This window comes from Flavobacterium lacus (assembly GCF_003268815.1).
GTDB classification, from domain to species: Bacteria; Bacteroidota; Bacteroidia; order Flavobacteriales; family Flavobacteriaceae; genus Flavobacterium; species Flavobacterium lacus.
Map to the genome: position 1 here is coordinate 145,731 of NZ_QLSV01000006.1, position 14,798 is coordinate 160,528.

General features: G+C 36.2%; 11 protein-coding genes and 1 tRNA gene. 10 read left to right on the forward strand and 2 right to left on the reverse strand.

Annotation, left to right across the window (positions count from 1 at the left end; all coding sequences use genetic code 11):
* Window positions 1–23 precede the first annotated feature (23 nt).
* A tRNA-Gln gene (locus B0I10_RS07865) sits at window positions 24–94 on the forward strand.
* Window positions 95–194: 100 nt separating this feature from the next.
* Here the strand turns inward: B0I10_RS07865 and B0I10_RS07870 are convergent.
* Window positions 195–1,019: a universal stress protein gene (locus tag B0I10_RS07870; RefSeq protein ID WP_112085959.1), complete on the reverse strand. Its 825-nt coding sequence runs from the start codon at window positions 1,017–1,019 to the stop codon at window positions 195–197.
* 176 nt (window positions 1,020–1,195) lie between these two features.
* Between B0I10_RS07870 and rimP the strand changes: the two genes are divergently transcribed.
* Genes rimP through infB form a run of 3 tightly spaced genes read left to right on the forward strand, consistent with a single transcriptional unit; the run spans window position 1,196 to window position 5,781 of the window.
* Window positions 1,196–1,660, forward strand: a complete 465-nt coding sequence (gene rimP / locus B0I10_RS07875; protein WP_112086014.1) for a ribosome assembly cofactor RimP — start codon at window positions 1,196–1,198, stop codon at window positions 1,658–1,660.
* A 20-nt stretch (window positions 1,661–1,680) separates the two neighbouring features.
* Window positions 1,681–2,925, forward strand: coding sequence for a transcription termination factor NusA (gene nusA / locus B0I10_RS07880; protein ID WP_112085960.1), 1,245 nt, complete (start codon window positions 1,681–1,683; stop codon window positions 2,923–2,925).
* Window positions 2,926–2,961: 36 nt separating this feature from the next.
* A complete protein-coding gene (infB, locus tag B0I10_RS07885; RefSeq protein WP_112085961.1) occupies window positions 2,962–5,781 on the forward strand; it encodes a translation initiation factor IF-2 in 2,820 nt (939 codons plus the stop codon).
* Window positions 5,782–5,834: 53 nt separating this feature from the next.
* On the opposite strand, the gene B0I10_RS07890 is transcribed toward infB, so the two are convergent.
* On the reverse strand, window positions 5,835–6,224 hold the full coding sequence (locus tag B0I10_RS07890) for an SPOR domain-containing protein (RefSeq protein WP_112085962.1): 390 nt from the start codon (window positions 6,222–6,224) through the stop codon (window positions 5,835–5,837).
* A 218-nt stretch (window positions 6,225–6,442) separates the two neighbouring features.
* On the opposite strand from B0I10_RS07890, the gene B0I10_RS07895 reads away from it, so the two are divergent.
* The 6 genes from B0I10_RS07895 to B0I10_RS07920 are packed head-to-tail and all read left to right on the forward strand — an operon-like array spanning window position 6,443 to window position 14,795.
* A complete protein-coding gene (locus B0I10_RS07895) occupies window positions 6,443–7,774 on the forward strand; it encodes a c-type cytochrome (protein WP_112085963.1) in 1,332 nt (443 codons plus the stop codon).
* Between the two features lie 32 nt (window positions 7,775–7,806).
* The gene (locus tag B0I10_RS07900; RefSeq protein WP_112085964.1) at window positions 7,807–10,872 is read left to right on the forward strand and encodes a TAT-variant-translocated molybdopterin oxidoreductase; all 3,066 of its coding nucleotides are present in this window, start codon (window positions 7,807–7,809) and stop codon (window positions 10,870–10,872) included.
* A 37-nt stretch (window positions 10,873–10,909) separates the two neighbouring features.
* Window positions 10,910–12,310: an NrfD/PsrC family molybdoenzyme membrane anchor subunit gene (nrfD, locus tag B0I10_RS07905; RefSeq protein WP_112085965.1), complete on the forward strand. Its 1,401-nt coding sequence runs from the start codon at window positions 10,910–10,912 to the stop codon at window positions 12,308–12,310.
* 21 nt (window positions 12,311–12,331) lie between these two features.
* The gene (locus tag B0I10_RS07910) at window positions 12,332–12,856 is read left to right on the forward strand and encodes a DUF3341 domain-containing protein (RefSeq protein ID WP_112085966.1); all 525 of its coding nucleotides are present in this window, start codon (window positions 12,332–12,334) and stop codon (window positions 12,854–12,856) included.
* Between the two features lie 9 nt (window positions 12,857–12,865).
* A complete protein-coding gene (locus tag B0I10_RS07915; RefSeq protein ID WP_112085967.1) occupies window positions 12,866–13,429 on the forward strand; it encodes a c-type cytochrome in 564 nt (187 codons plus the stop codon).
* 25 nt (window positions 13,430–13,454) lie between these two features.
* Window positions 13,455–14,795: a quinol:cytochrome C oxidoreductase gene (locus tag B0I10_RS07920; RefSeq protein ID WP_112085968.1), complete on the forward strand. Its 1,341-nt coding sequence runs from the start codon at window positions 13,455–13,457 to the stop codon at window positions 14,793–14,795.
* The last annotated feature ends 3 nt before the right edge of the window (window positions 14,796–14,798 follow it).

Below are 14,798 nucleotides of genomic sequence, written 5' to 3' on the forward strand. Positions count from 1 at the left end.
TTGCACCCGCATTCAAGCATCTTTGGTCCATGGTGTAATGGTAACACAACTGTTTTTGGTGCAGTCTTTCAAGGTTCGAGTCCTTGTGGACCAACAGACAAACCCACTTTAACGAGTGGGTTTTTTGTTTTTTATAACAAAAAAAATCCCGCAAGTAAAACTAAACGGGATTAGGTACTGATATTTTTTAAAGCTTATATTTTGAAAGTTAAAACCGGTTTAACGGCGTGATTCACCAAGTCTTCACTGATACTGCCGTTAAAAAAGTGTGAAAGACCTTTGCGTCCGTGTGTACACATACCTATTAAATCTGCATTTATGCTGTTAGAAAAATTTAAAATTCCTTTTTCAACATTGGCATCGTTAAAGATGTGTGTTGAATAGCTGTTTACTTGAAATTGAGCCACAAACTTATCCATAATATCCTGAGCTACAAGGGTTGATTTAAAGCTATTGGGCGTGTTAATCATTACTAAATTTAGTTCTGCACCAAATTTATTGGCTGTTTCAACCACTTTTGCGAAAGGTTTTTTCACTTCATCCGTAAAATCTGAAGCAAAAACAAATTTCTTAATATTAAAATCAGGGATTTCTTTTTTGATGATTAATACAGGAACGTCTGAGTGACGAACAACTTTTTCTGCATTTGAACCAATAAACATATCTTTAAATCCACTAGCACCATGCGAACCCATTACGATTAAATCAATATCGTTCTTTTTGCTTAAATTAATGATTCCGTCAAAAGCCAATTCAAATTGAATGATTTCAGAAACTTTTAAGCCATCTAAGTAAGGGGCGTCCATTAAACTTTCTAATTTGTTAATCGCAGCATTTTTAAAAAACATTATTTCTGGAATTGCATGTCCACTACTTACAGCATCACCGGATTGAGTAGGTAATTCTAGCATGTGCAACAAAATGATTTCACCATTGTGCTGTTTGGCAATTTGAGCTGCAACTTTAAGAGCGTATTCTGCGTGTTGAGAAAAATCGGTTGGAATTAAAATTTTTTTCATAAAAAGTCGTGTAAAATAAATTGGTTTTTTTAGGTTGTTTCAAAAAATAAAGGTACAAATATTTTTATCATTTTGCAATGAATTTTCAATTATAAAAAAAATCACTATATTTGCACCGTTATTTGATTAAAAAGTGAATAATGAGGCACGCATTGCGTGCCTCTTTTTATAAAAATATGATATTTAAAGATAAAGTTGTTGCCTTGTTAAATCAGGGCTTGAGTGAGAAACCGTCTGTCTTTTTGATTGATTTGACCATAACAGAAGCTATGAAAATTATAGTTACATTAGATGGTGATCAAGGAGTTACGCTTCAAGATTGTATTGATTTGAACAGAGTAATTGAGAACAATTTAGATCGTGAAGAGCAGGATTTTTCGATAGAAGTGGCTTCGGCCGGAGTTTCTACGCCGCTAAAATTAGTAAGACAATATAAAAAAAATATTGGAAGAACATTAAAAGTTAAAACCGCAACAGATGTAATGGAAGCTGTTTTAGCCGATGCAAACGAAGAATTTATTACCTTGACTTGGACAGCGAGAGAGCCCAAAAAAATAGGCAAAGGAAAAGAAACGGTAGATAAAAAGATTGAGCTACCTTATTCGGAAATTAAAGAAGCAATTGTGACCATAACATTTTAAAATTATTAAGCAGATTTAGCATGGAAAATATAGCATTAATTGAATCATTTTCAGAGTTTAAAGACGATAAATTAATCGATCGTGTAACCCTCATGGCCATTTTAGAAGATGTTTTTAGAAATGCCTTGAAAAAGAAATATGGTTCAGATGAAAATTTCGATATCATTATCAATCCGGATAAAGGCGATATGGAAATTTGGAGAAATCGTGTGGTGGTAGCCGATGGAGAAGTAGAAGATGAAAATTCTGAGATTTCGTTATCTGAAGCCAGAAAAATTGAGCCAGATTTTGAAGTAGGTGAAGATGTTTCTGAAGAGGTTAAATTAATTGATTTGGGAAGAAGAGCCATCTTAGCCCTTCGTCAAAACTTGATTTCTAAAATACATGAACACGATAGTACAAACCTTTATAAGCAATTTAAAGATTTAATTGGCGAAATTTATACCGCAGAAGTGCACCATGTTCGTCCAAGAGTCGTAATTTTGATTGACGACGACGGCAATGAAATCGTTTTGCCAAAGGAAAAACAAATTCCGTCTGATTTTTTCCGTAAAGGAGACAATGTGCGAGGAATTATTGAAAACGTAGAATTAAAAGGAAATAAACCTCAAATTATTATGTCAAGAACTTCCGAAAAGTTTTTGGAAAAATTATTTGAACAAGAAATTCCTGAAATTTTTGACGGATTAATCATGATTAAAAAAGTGGTTAGAATTCCGGGAGAAAAAGCAAAAGTTGCCGTCGATTCGTATGACGACAGAATTGATCCGGTTGGAGCTTGTGTCGGAATGAAAGGGTCTAGAATTCATGGAATCGTTCGCGAATTAGGAAATGAAAATATTGACGTTATTAATTATACCAGTAATAATCAATTGTTTATAACAAGAGCATTAAGTCCTGCCAAAGTATCTTCCATCAAAATTGACGAAGAGAAAAAAAGAGCAGAGGTATTTTTAAAATTGGAAGAAGTTTCAAAAGCAATTGGACGTGGCGGACATAACATCAAATTAGCAGGATTGCTAACAGGTTATGAATTGGATGTTATCCGGGAAGGAAATGTTGCAGAAGAGGAAGATGATGTTGAATTAACAGAGTTCTCTGATGAAATCGAAGCATGGGTGATAGAAGAGTTTGCAAAAATTGGATTGGACACTGCTAGAAGCGTATTGAAACATTCTGTAGAAGATTTAGTGAGAAGAACAGATTTAGAAGAAGAAACTGTTCAGGATGTAATGAATATTTTAAAATCTGAATTTGAAGGATAAACTTCAAATAAAAAAGAACACACACAAAAAAAATATATGTCTGAAGAAAAGAATATAAGAATTAATAAAGTTTTAAGGGAATTAAATATTTCTTTGGAGAGGGCTGTCGATTATTTAAAAGACAAAGGTGTTTCTATTGAAGCAAGTCCGAACACGAAAATCTCCGAAAGTGAATATTCTATTCTTTGCAGTGAATTTGCCGGCGATAAGGGGAATAAAGAGGCTTCGAAGGAAGTGAGTGAAGAAAAACGTAAAGAAAAAGAAGCTCTCCGTATAGAAAGAGAAAAGGAATTGGAATTGCAGAAAAAGCATGAAGAGGAACTTTTAAAACAACAACAAGAGGTTATTAAAGCCAAAGCAATTGTAGCTGGACCAAAACAAGTTGGAAAAATTGACTTACAGCCCAAAAAACAACCAGCTCCAGAGGTTGAAAAAGTAGCTAAAACAGAGCCAGTTCAAGAAGTAGTTAAAAAAGAGGAGCCTGTTCAAGAAAAACCAGTTATTCAAGAGGAGAATCCGAAAGCTTCTCCGGAAAAAGTTGAGCCAAAACCGGTAGTTAAAAAAATAGAAGAGCCTAAGAAACCGGCTATAACACCAACTGCGTCAAGCCCAACAGCTCCAGCAGCAGCCGCTCCGGCGGATGAAAAGTTTGAGACTCAATATCAAAAATTATCAGGAACAACTAATACTGGGCAAAAAATTGACTTGTCTCAATTTGATAAACCAAAAAAGAAAAAAGAAGAACCAAAAATCCAACCTAGATCTGCAACACAAGCAGCTGGTTCTAATGATCCAAATAAAAACAAAAGAAAAAGAATTCAGCCAAAACCAGGAACTCCCGGAGGGCAGAATTCCGGAAATACACAAGGAGGTCCGCCTCGTCCGGGTCAAGCAATTAGACCAGGCTTTAACAAAGGTGCTCGCCCGGCAATTGTTGCCAAAGTTGAGCCTACCGAGGAAGAAGTACAAAAACAAATTCGTGAAACCTTAGAAAAACTTCAAGGTAAAGGAAATAAAAGTAAAGCGGCAAAATACCGTAGAGATAAAAGAGATTCGCACCGTCAACGTTCAGATGAAGAATTAAAAGCAATCGAAGAAGGAAGCAAAACCATCAAAGTAACCGAGTTTGTTACTGTAGGTGAAATTGCAACCATGATGGATGTGCCAATTACAAAAGTAATCGGAACCTGTATGTCATTGGGAATCATGGTAACCATGAATCAACGTTTGGATGCCGAAACATTATCGATTGTAGCAGATGAATTTGGGTATGAAGTAGAATTCATTACCTCAGACATTGAAGATGCAATCGAAGTGGTTGAAGATAAAGAAGAAGATTTGGTGCACAGAGCTCCAATTGTTACCGTAATGGGTCACGTTGACCACGGTAAAACATCCTTACTGGATTATATTCGTAAAGCAAATGTAATTGCCGGTGAGTCCGGAGGTATTACTCAGCACATCGGAGCCTACGGAGTAACATTAGAAAACGGTCAAAAAATCGCGTTCCTTGATACGCCAGGTCACGAAGCGTTTACTGCGATGCGTGCACGTGGTGCTCAATTAACCGATATTGCGATTATCGTTATTGCTGCGGATGATGACATCATGCCGCAAACCAAAGAAGCAATCAGCCATGCGCAAGCCGCTGGTGTACCAATGATCTTTGCAATCAATAAGGTAGATAAACCAAATGCTAACCCTGAAAAAATTAAAGAAAGATTAGCCGGAATGAATTTGTTGGTGGAAGATTGGGGCGGAAAAATTCAATCACACGATATTTCAGCAAAAATGGGAATTGGCGTGAAAGAATTACTTGAAAAAGTTTTATTAGAAGCAGAACTTTTAGACCTAAAAGCCAATCCAAATAAACCAGCTGTTGGTACTGTTGTTGAAGCATTTTTAGACAAAGGAAAAGGATACATTTCAACGGTTTTGGTGCAAGCCGGGACGGTTAAAATTGGAGATTATGTACTAGCTGGTAAAAATCATGGTAAAGTGAAAGCAATGCATGATGAGCGTGGCAATATCATTAAAGAAGCAGGACCTTCTACGCCTGTTTCAATCTTAGGATTAGATGGAGCACCAACTGCTGGTGATAAATTTAATGTGTTCGCAGATGAACGAGAGGCAAAACAAATTGCTGCAAAACGTTCGCAATTGATGCGTGAGCAATCGGTTAGAACGCAAAAACATATTACGTTGGCCGAGATTGGAAGGCGTATTGCATTAGGTCAGTTTAAAGAGTTAAATATTATTTTGAAAGGTGACGTGGATGGTTCTGTTGAAGCATTATCCGACTCGTTCTCTAAATTATCAACTGAAGAAATTCAAATCAAAATTATTCACAAAGGTGTTGGTGCGATTACCGAATCAGATGTATTGTTAGCTTCGGCTTCCGATGCAATCATTATCGGATTTAATGTTCGTCCTGCCGGAAATGCTAAACAATTGGCAGACAAAGAAGAAATTGATATCAAAACCTATTCCATTATCTACGATGCAATCGATGATTTGAAAGATGCGATGGAAGGAATGTTGTCTCCAGAATTAAAAGAAGAAATTTCTGGAACAGCCGAAATCCGAGAAACATTCAAAATTTCAAAAATTGGAACAATCGCAGGTTGTATGGTTATTGATGGAAAAATCATCAGAAGCTCTAAAATCAGATTAATCAGAGAAGGTGTTGTAATTTACACTGGCGAATTAGTTGCTCTAAAACGTTTCAAAGACGACGTAAAAGAAGTTTCTAAAGGATATGATTGTGGTATGCAAATTAAAGGCTACAACGACATTGAAGTAAACGATTTAATCGAATCCTTCAGCCAAGTTGAAGTTAAGAAAAAGCTGAAATAATAAGTAAAAAAAATCCCGAGCAATCGGGATTTTTTGTTTTTATAGAGGATCTATTATTTATTTGGTTTAATCAAAAAAGCATTCGGATATTTTGCCTTCAATTCCTTCAAATTTCTTTCTGCCTCAATTCGGGTTTTATAATTTCCAACCCAAACTTTGTAGACTGGCGTGTGAAATACAATGGTTGCATCAAAATCTTTGTTCTCTCTTTTAAAAGAAATGAGTTCCTTTCGTGAGTTTTCATTATTTCCGGTAAAAATTTGAATTTTCCAGCGGTCATTCACCGTCAACGAAGCGTTCACCTTTCTTTTTTCATTTAATAGTTGCTCGAATTTCGCATCTTGTTCAACAGTGGTTGTTTGTGCGAAAACTTCATTATTTGTAAATAATAAAACAAGTAAAACAAGGGAGTGAAACAGTCTTTTTCTTTCTTTTGATAACATAATGAATTGATTTTAATGCAAATGTAATGGTTATGAAATAAAACAAAACAATAAATATTATTTAGAATAAATATAAATTACGTTCTTAACCTAATTTAAGGTTTTGAGAATAGTTCTTAAGTCGTATTTTTGTGCAAGTTTTAATATAAACCATGTTTTATTAGACTCATCAGAAAAAATCGTACCAAAATTTTATTTGACAAATTATATTCTAATATATGAAAAAGGTGGGTAACCCTAATTCGATTTCAAGAATTCTACTGTTTAGTTTAGCTTTCATGCTAACTTTTTCTATTCAAATTTTTGCTCAAGATGCTGCTACTATGGTTCCGGCTGCTGATGCCCCAGTTGCAAGTGCTCCTGTAGGAGATGCTGCGGCAGGAAAAGCAATATTTAATGCTCAGTGTGCTGCGTGTCATAAATTGGACGCAAAAATGACTGGTCCTGCATTAAGAGGAGTTGGAGCAAAGTATGAAAAAGAATGGTTATACAAATGGATTCGCAACAGTGCCGAATTAATCAAGTCCGGAGACGAAAGAGCAAACAAAATTTTCAACGAGTACAATCAGTCTCCAATGAATGCGTTTCCTCAATTATCCGATGCAGATTTGGATAACATTATCGCTTATACGATGGAACCCAAGGCTGCGCCTGTAGCAACTACTGAGGTTGCCGCTGTTCCCGGTGGAAAAGTGGAAGGTGGTGGAATTTCTAATGAAGTTATCCTAGGAGCTCTTGCATTAGTTTTAGCGATGTTGGTTGTTATGCTACTTTTGGTGAATAGTGTATTAACTAAAATAGCAAAAGCCAACGGTATCGAAGCGGCTCAAAAAGAAAAAACGTTACCAATTTGGAAAGCCTTTGCCAAAAATCAATTTTTAGTTTTAGTAACCGTTATTTTTCTTTTATTATCCAGTGCTTACTTTGCCTACGGATGGTTTATGCAAATTGGTGTTGACCAAGGTTACGAGCCAATTCAACCAATTCACTATTCGCACAGAATTCATGCTGGAGATAATGGAATTGATTGTAAATATTGTCATTCCTCCGCAAGAGACAGCAAGCACTCAGGAATACCGTCTCTGAATGTATGTATGAACTGTCACAAAAGTATTGCCGAAGTAGCTGAAACTACATTAGCGGAAGGAAAAGAATTTGGTGTAGATTACAATCAAGAAATTCAAAAGTTATACGATGCTGTGGGCTGGGATGTAGCTGAACAGAAGTATACAGGAAAAACACAACCGGTAAAATGGATAAGAATTCACAACCTTCCTGATTTCGCCTATTTTAATCATGCCCAACACGTAACTGTTGCTGGAATTGAATGTCAAACCTGTCATGGTCCGGTGGAAGAAATGGAAATAATGTATCAACATTCGCCATTAACAATGGGTTGGTGTATCAATTGCCACAGAGAAACGGATGTGAAATTAAAAGACAATGATTACTACAAAAAAATTCACGAAGAACTTTCTAAAAAATATGGTGTAGACAAATTAACTGCTGCACAAATGGGAGGTTTAGAATGTGGAAAATGTCACTATTAATTAATTTATTAAGAAGCTAATATATATACAGTATGTCATCAAACAAAAAATACTGGAAAAGTGTTGAAGAGCTAAGCGATAACAGTTCTGTTGTTGAGACGTTAAGAAACAATGAGTTCGTGGAACCAATTCCTACGGATGAGTTTTTGGGAGATAAAGATAGTTTGTCTAATTCTTCTACTTCTAGACGCGATTTCTTAAAATACGTTGGTTTTAGCACCGCTGCCGCTTCATTAGCTGCCTGTGAAGGACCAGTTATCAAATCTATTCCTTATGTGGTGCAGCCGGAACAAATTATTCCCGGTATAGCCGATTATTATGCTACAACAATGTTCGACGGATTCGATTTTGCTAACATTTTAGTAAAAACTCGCGAAGGCCGTCCCATAAAAATAGAAAACAATACCATCGAAGGGGCTACTTTTAGTGCCAACGCTCGTGTTCATGCTTCGGTTTTGTCTATGTATGACAACATGCGTTTAAAGCAACCAAAGCTAAACCAAAAAGACACCTCTTGGTCTGAAGTGGATGCAAAAGTAAAAGCAAGCTTAGCCGATGCAAAAGCAACAGGTGCTCAGGTAGTTCTTTTAACTGGAACATTAGCAAGTCCTTCTACCGATAAATTAATTGCTGAATTTACAGCAAACAATCCAACAGCAACACATGTAATTTATGATACTGTTTCTTCTTCAGAAGCATTAGATGCATTTGAAGCAGTTTATGGAGAGAGAGCTTTAGCAGAATATGATTTTGCAAAAGCATCAACCATTGTTTCCGTTGGAGCAGATTTCTTAGGCGATTGGCAAGGTGGCGGTTTTGATAAAGGATATGCTCAAGGTAGAGTTCCTAAGCAAGGAAAAATGTCAAAACATATTCAGTTAGAAGCAAATATGACCTTATCCGGAGCTGCAGCAGACAAAAGAATGCCAATGTCTGTAGCGGAACAAAAGTTAGCGTTAGTTAAAATTTTCAGTATCGTTACAGGAACTTCTGTAAATGTTGGAAAATTAGCAAACGAAGCTGAAATTGTTAAAATAGCCGAGCAGTTAAATCTTTCTGGTTCAAAAGGAGTTTTAGTTTCCGGTATTGATGATAAAAATGCTCAAATGCTCGTATTAGCTATCAATGCTAGATTAAACAGCGAAGCATTCAATCCAAACCAAACACGTCAGATAAGAAAAGGTTCTAACCAAGCAGTAGCTCAGTTGGTGGCTGATTTGAATGGTGGAAAAGTGCACACACTTATTATGAGTGGTGTAAATCCGGTTTATACTTTGGCAGATGGTAAAGCATTCGCTGACGGTTTGAAAAAAACCAAACTTTCAGTAGCTATTTCGTTGAAAGAAGACGAAACAGCTTCTTTGACAACTATCGCAGCACCTGCGCCTCATTATTTAGAGAGTTGGGGCGATGTTCAAATTATCAAAGGAACGTATGGATTAACTCAGCCAACCATCCGTCCGTTATTTAATACGCGTCAGTTACAAGATAATTTATTGGTTTGGAATGGAAGTGATAAAACCTATTATGATTTCATAAAGGAATCATGGGTTAGCGGAATTTTATCCGGAAAAACTTGGAATCAAGCTATTCATGATGGAATATTTGTATCTACTACAGTTTCTGCTACAGTTGGAGGAAGTGCTGATTTTGCAGCCGCAGCCTCTGCTTTGGCTCAAGCAAAACCTAGCAAATTTGAATTAAATTTATATACCAAAACCGGAATGGGAGATGGGCAACAGGCCAACAACCCATGGTTACAAGAATTTCCCGATCCAATTACAAGAGTATCTTGGGATAACTACTTAACTGTTTCCAAAGCTGATGCAAAAGAGATAGGAATTGAAAATAAAATTGTTGCCAACGGTGGTCTTAACGGAAGTTACGTAACCGTAACCGTTGGAAATACAAAAGTTGAAAAAGTTCCTGTAATTATTCAGCCGGGTCAAGCAAAAGGAACAGTTGGTTTAGCGTTTGGTTACGGTAAAAAAGCAGCTCTTAAAGATGCTATGCAAGTGGGTGTGAATGCGTATTCTTTGTACAAAGGATTTATTGCAACACAAGCAGTATCGATTACTTTAGAGGGTGGAGAACATGAATTTGCTTCTGTTCAAGCTCAAAAAACTTTAATGGGTCGTGGTGATATTATTAAAGAAACTACGTTAACCATTTTCAATACAGAAAAAGATGCTAAAAAGTGGAATCCACCACCAATGGTTTCTTTGGATCACAAACCTATTGAAGCTACAAAAGTAGATTTATGGGAGAGTTTTGATAGATCAGTTGGTCATCATTTCAACTTGTCAATCGATTTAAATTCATGTACCGGATGTGGTGCTTGTGTAATTGCTTGTCATGCAGAAAATAACGTTCCTGTAGTTGGTAAATCTGAAATTAGAAGAAGTAGAGATATGCATTGGTTGCGTATTGACAGATATTATTCTTCTGAAGAAACATTTGCAGAAGATAACAAGAAAAAAGATGAATTTGATGGGTTATTTGGTGAAAAAGGTTCACTAGGTGGATTTGGAGAAATGGAAGATCCGTCTGAAAATCCTCAAGTTGCTTTTCAACCGGTAATGTGTCAGCATTGTAATCACGCACCTTGTGAAACAGTTTGTCCTGTTGCAGCAACTTCACATAGTCGTCAAGGTCAAAACCACATGGCGTATAACAGATGTGTGGGTACCCGTTATTGTGCAAACAACTGTCCGTATAAAGTACGTCGTTTCAACTGGTTCTTATACAACAAAAACACTGAATTCGATTTCCACATGAATGATGATTTAGGTCGTATGGTGTTGAATCCCGATGTAAATGTCCGTTCAAGAGGGGTAATGGAAAAATGTTCGATGTGTATTCAAATGACGCAAGCAACTATCTTAAAAGCTAAGAAAGAAGGGCGTCCGGTAAACAAAGATGAATTCCAAACCGCTTGTTCAAATGCTTGTTCAACAGGCTCAATGGTATTTGGTGATGTAAATGATAAAGAAAGTGATGTAGCCACATTGGTAGAAGACGATAGAATGTATCATTTACTAGAACATGTTGGAACAAAACCAAATGTATTCTATCACGTAAAAGTTAGAAATACGTAGTTAAAAATTTAATTAATAAGAAATACTATAAAGGATTATGTCGTCTCACTACGAAGCACCCATTAGAAAACCTTTAGTTATAGGTGATAAATCTTATCACGATGTAACAGTAGATGTTGCTGCTCCTGTTGAAGGAAGAGCCAATAAACAATGGTGGATTGTATTCTCAATCGCATTAACCGCTTTCCTTTGGGGATTAGGTTGTATGATTTACACCATTTCTACCGGTATCGGAACATGGGGATTGAATAAAACTGTTGGATGGGCTTGGGATATCACTAACTTTGTTTGGTGGGTTGGTATCGGTCACGCGGGAACATTGATTTCTGCGGTACTTCTATTATTCCGTCAAAAATGGAGAATGGCTATTAACCGTTCTGCAGAAGCTATGACCATCTTCTCGGTAATGCAAGCAGGTTTGTTCCCAATTATTCACATGGGTCGTCCATGGTTAGGATACTGGGTACTTCCGATTCCAAATCAATTTGGTTCGTTATGGGTAAACTTTAACTCGCCATTACTTTGGGACGTATTTGCCATTTCAACGTATCTTTCTGTATCGTTAGTTTTCTGGTGGACAGGTTTACTTCCTGACTTTGCTATGCTGAGAGACAGAGCGATTACACCTTTTACCAAAAGAGTATATTCTATTTTATCTTTCGGATGGAGCGGTAGAGCAAAAGATTGGCAACGTTTTGAAGAAGTATCGTTAGTTCTTGCCGGATTAGCCACACCTTTGGTACTTTCTGTACACACTATTGTATCATTTGACTTTGCTACGTCGGTAATTCCGGGTTGGCATACGACCATTTTTCCTCCTTATTTTGTTGCTGGAGCTGTTTTCTCAGGATTCGCCATGGTAAACACGTTGTTGATTATCATGAGAAAAGTATCTAAATTAGAAGCATACATCACCATTCAACATATCGAATTAATGAATATTGTAATCATGATTACAGGTTCGATCGTGGGTGTCGCCTATATTACAGAGCTGTTTGTGGCTTGGTATTCTGGGGTAGAATATGAACAATATGCATTCTTAAACAGAGCAACAGGACCTTATGCTTGGGCATATTGGGCGATGATGACGTGTAACGTGTTCTCACCTCAGTTCATGTGGTTCAAGAAATTAAGAACGAGTATTATGTTCTCTTTCATTATTTCAATTGTAGTAAATATTGGTATGTGGTTTGAACGTTTCGTAATTATCGTGACGTCCTTACATAGAGATTACCTTCCATCATCTTGGACGATGTTCTCTCCAACGTTTGTAGATATTGGAATTTTTATAGGAACAATCGGATTCTTCTTTGTATTATTTCTTTTATATGCTCGGTCTTTCCCTGTGATTGCTCAAGCGGAAGTAAAAACAATCTTGAAATCTTCAGGTGAGTTTTACAAGAAAAAAAGAGAAGAAGAAGGACATCACAATCATTAAGATAATTAGTAGTAAGAAATTATGAGTACTAAAGTTATACAAGCACTATATAATGATGATGACATCCTGATGGATGCCGTGAAAGAAACGCGTAAAGCACATCATCATATTGAGGAAGTTTACACTCCTTTTCCAGTTCACGGATTGGACAAGGCCATGGGGTTAGCTCCAACGCGATTAGCAATAGCCTCTTTTATGTATGGCGTTGTAGGTTTGAGTTTTGCCACTTGGATGATGAATTATATTATGATTCAAGATTGGCCACAAGATATAGGTGGAAAACCAAGTTTTAGTTATATCGAAAACATGCCGGCATTTGTGCCGATTATGTTTGAGTTAACAGTTTTCTTTGCAGCGCACTTGATGGTTATTACTTTTTATATGAGAAGTAAATTATGGCCTTTCAAAGAAGCTGAAAACCCAGATGTTAGAACAACAGATGACCACTTTTTAATGGAAGTTGCTGTTCATAATAATGAAGAAGAACTTTCTGATTTTTTAAAGAAAACAGGAGCTGTAGAAATTAAAGTAGTAGAAAAGCATTAAGATAGAAATATGAAAAGCTTATTTAAAATAGCCCTATTGTTTGGATTAGCCGTTTCGGTGACGTCTTGTTTTAACAGTAAAAGTCCAAATTACCAGTTTTTTCCTAATATGTATGAATCAATTGGGTATGAAACGTATGCCGAATCAGAAGCATTTAATGGTGAAAACCAATTAAAAGGCCAAACCGCTCAAGAACCTGCTCAGGGAAGTGTCAAAAGAGGTTTTGAAGTATATGATTATGAAAATTCGACAGCAGGATATGAGTTGTCTAAATTAAATTCTAAATCTCCATTAGATTCAATATCAGAGAAAGAGAATGTGCAGGCCAAAGAATTATACGGAATATATTGTGCCATTTGCCACGGTGACAACGGAAATGGTAAGGGAAAATTGGTTGAAAGAGAGAAGATCTTAGGTGTGCCAAGCTATGCTGATCGACAAATTACAGATGGAAGTGTTTATCACGTCCTTACTTATGGATTAAATTCAATGGGTTCCTATGCTAATCAATTATCGCAGCATGAGCGTTGGTTAGTGACTGATTATGTTCTTCAGTTAAAAAGTAAATTATAATTATTGACAACTAGATTGTATAGATATGTATACCTTTTCAAGTAAATTAAAAGTTTTTTCCTTTGTTCTAATAATCGTTGGATTGTTGGGAATTGGATATAGTTTTATTTCTGCACCAAAAACCACAGCCGATGTAGAGAAAATTCTTAAAGCTGAAGAAGACGCTCATCATGGTGCTCATGTAGCTCATGGTCATGACGCTCACGCACACGATGCTAGTAGTGCGGAAGCTCACGCTGAACATGAGGAACATTTGAATCATGTTTTACATCAGTTGCAGAATAAACCTTGGGCAGCGTTATACGTTGCGGCAATCTTTTTTATGTTAATTTCACTTGGAGCGTTGGCTTTCTATGCTATTCAAAATGTGGCACAAGCAGGTTGGTCACCCGTTCTGTTTAGAGTAATGCAAGGAATTACGGCCTATTTGCCTTGGGGTTCTGCTATATTTTTCATTTTATTAGTACTTTCGGCTTTCCATTTTAATCATCTGTTTGTTTGGATGGATCCAGAATTAGTAAATCCGGAAAGTCCTAAGTTTGATAAGCTTTTGAATGGTAAAATTGGTTATTTAAACGAATGGTTCTGGTTAATCAGAGCTGCAGTATTCATTATTGGATGGAATTTATACCGTTATTTTTCAAGGAAAAATTGTTTAGCACAAGACGAAGCTTCAGACAATGCTTTTTATAAAAAGAATTTCAATATTTCGGCGGGGTTTTTAGTGTTTTTTATTGTAACAGAGTCAATCATGTCATGGGACTGGATAATGTCAGTTGACCCACACTGGTTTTCTACCTTATTTGGTTGGTATGTATTCGCCTCGTTCTTTGTAAGTGGAATTACTGTGATTACAATGGTAACATTGTATCTAAAATCTAGAGGTTATTTAGAGCATGTAAATACAAGTCACATTCACGATTTAGCTAAATTTATGTTTGGTATTAGTGTGTTTTGGACATACTTATGGTTTTCACAATTCATGTTAATATGGTATTCTAATATACCAGAAGAGGTGACTTATTTTGTAACAAGAATAGAACAATATAATTTACCTTTCTTTGGTATGGTTGCCATGAACTTTATATTTCCATTCCTTATTTTAATTAATACCGATTTCAAACGTATTACTTGGATTTTAGTTATGGCTGGAGTAGTAATTTTATTAGGTCATTACGTTGATTTCTTCAACATGATCATGCCTGCAACAGTTGGTGATAGATGGTTTATAGGAATTGGAGAGATTGGTTCATTGCTTTTCTTCCTAGGATTATTTATTTTAATAGTGTTTACAGCTTTAACGAAAGCACCATTATTACCAAAAAGAAATCCTTTTATCGAAGAGAGTAAACATTTTCATTATTAATAT

What these genes read in the sequence shown, in the direction of transcription:
- B0I10_RS07870 (WP_112085959.1), bottom strand. Translation starts at nt 1,019, where the DNA reads ATGAAAAAAATTTTAATTCCAACCGATTTTTCTCAACACGCAGAATAC.
- rimP (WP_112086014.1), top strand. Translation starts at nt 1,196, where the DNA reads ATGATATTTAAAGATAAAGTTGTTGCCTTGTTAAATCAGGGCTTGAGT.
- nusA (WP_112085960.1), top strand. Translation starts at nt 1,681, where the DNA reads ATGGAAAATATAGCATTAATTGAATCATTTTCAGAGTTTAAAGACGAT.
- infB (WP_112085961.1), top strand. Translation starts at nt 2,962, where the DNA reads ATGTCTGAAGAAAAGAATATAAGAATTAATAAAGTTTTAAGGGAATTA.
- B0I10_RS07890 (WP_112085962.1), bottom strand. Translation starts at nt 6,224, where the DNA reads ATGTTATCAAAAGAAAGAAAAAGACTGTTTCACTCCCTTGTTTTACTT.
- B0I10_RS07895 (WP_112085963.1), top strand. Translation starts at nt 6,443, where the DNA reads ATGAAAAAGGTGGGTAACCCTAATTCGATTTCAAGAATTCTACTGTTT.
- B0I10_RS07900 (WP_112085964.1), top strand. Translation starts at nt 7,807, where the DNA reads ATGTCATCAAACAAAAAATACTGGAAAAGTGTTGAAGAGCTAAGCGAT.
- nrfD (WP_112085965.1), top strand. Translation starts at nt 10,910, where the DNA reads ATGTCGTCTCACTACGAAGCACCCATTAGAAAACCTTTAGTTATAGGT.
- B0I10_RS07910 (WP_112085966.1), top strand. Translation starts at nt 12,332, where the DNA reads ATGAGTACTAAAGTTATACAAGCACTATATAATGATGATGACATCCTG.
- B0I10_RS07915 (WP_112085967.1), top strand. Translation starts at nt 12,866, where the DNA reads ATGAAAAGCTTATTTAAAATAGCCCTATTGTTTGGATTAGCCGTTTCG.
- B0I10_RS07920 (WP_112085968.1), top strand. Translation starts at nt 13,455, where the DNA reads ATGTATACCTTTTCAAGTAAATTAAAAGTTTTTTCCTTTGTTCTAATA.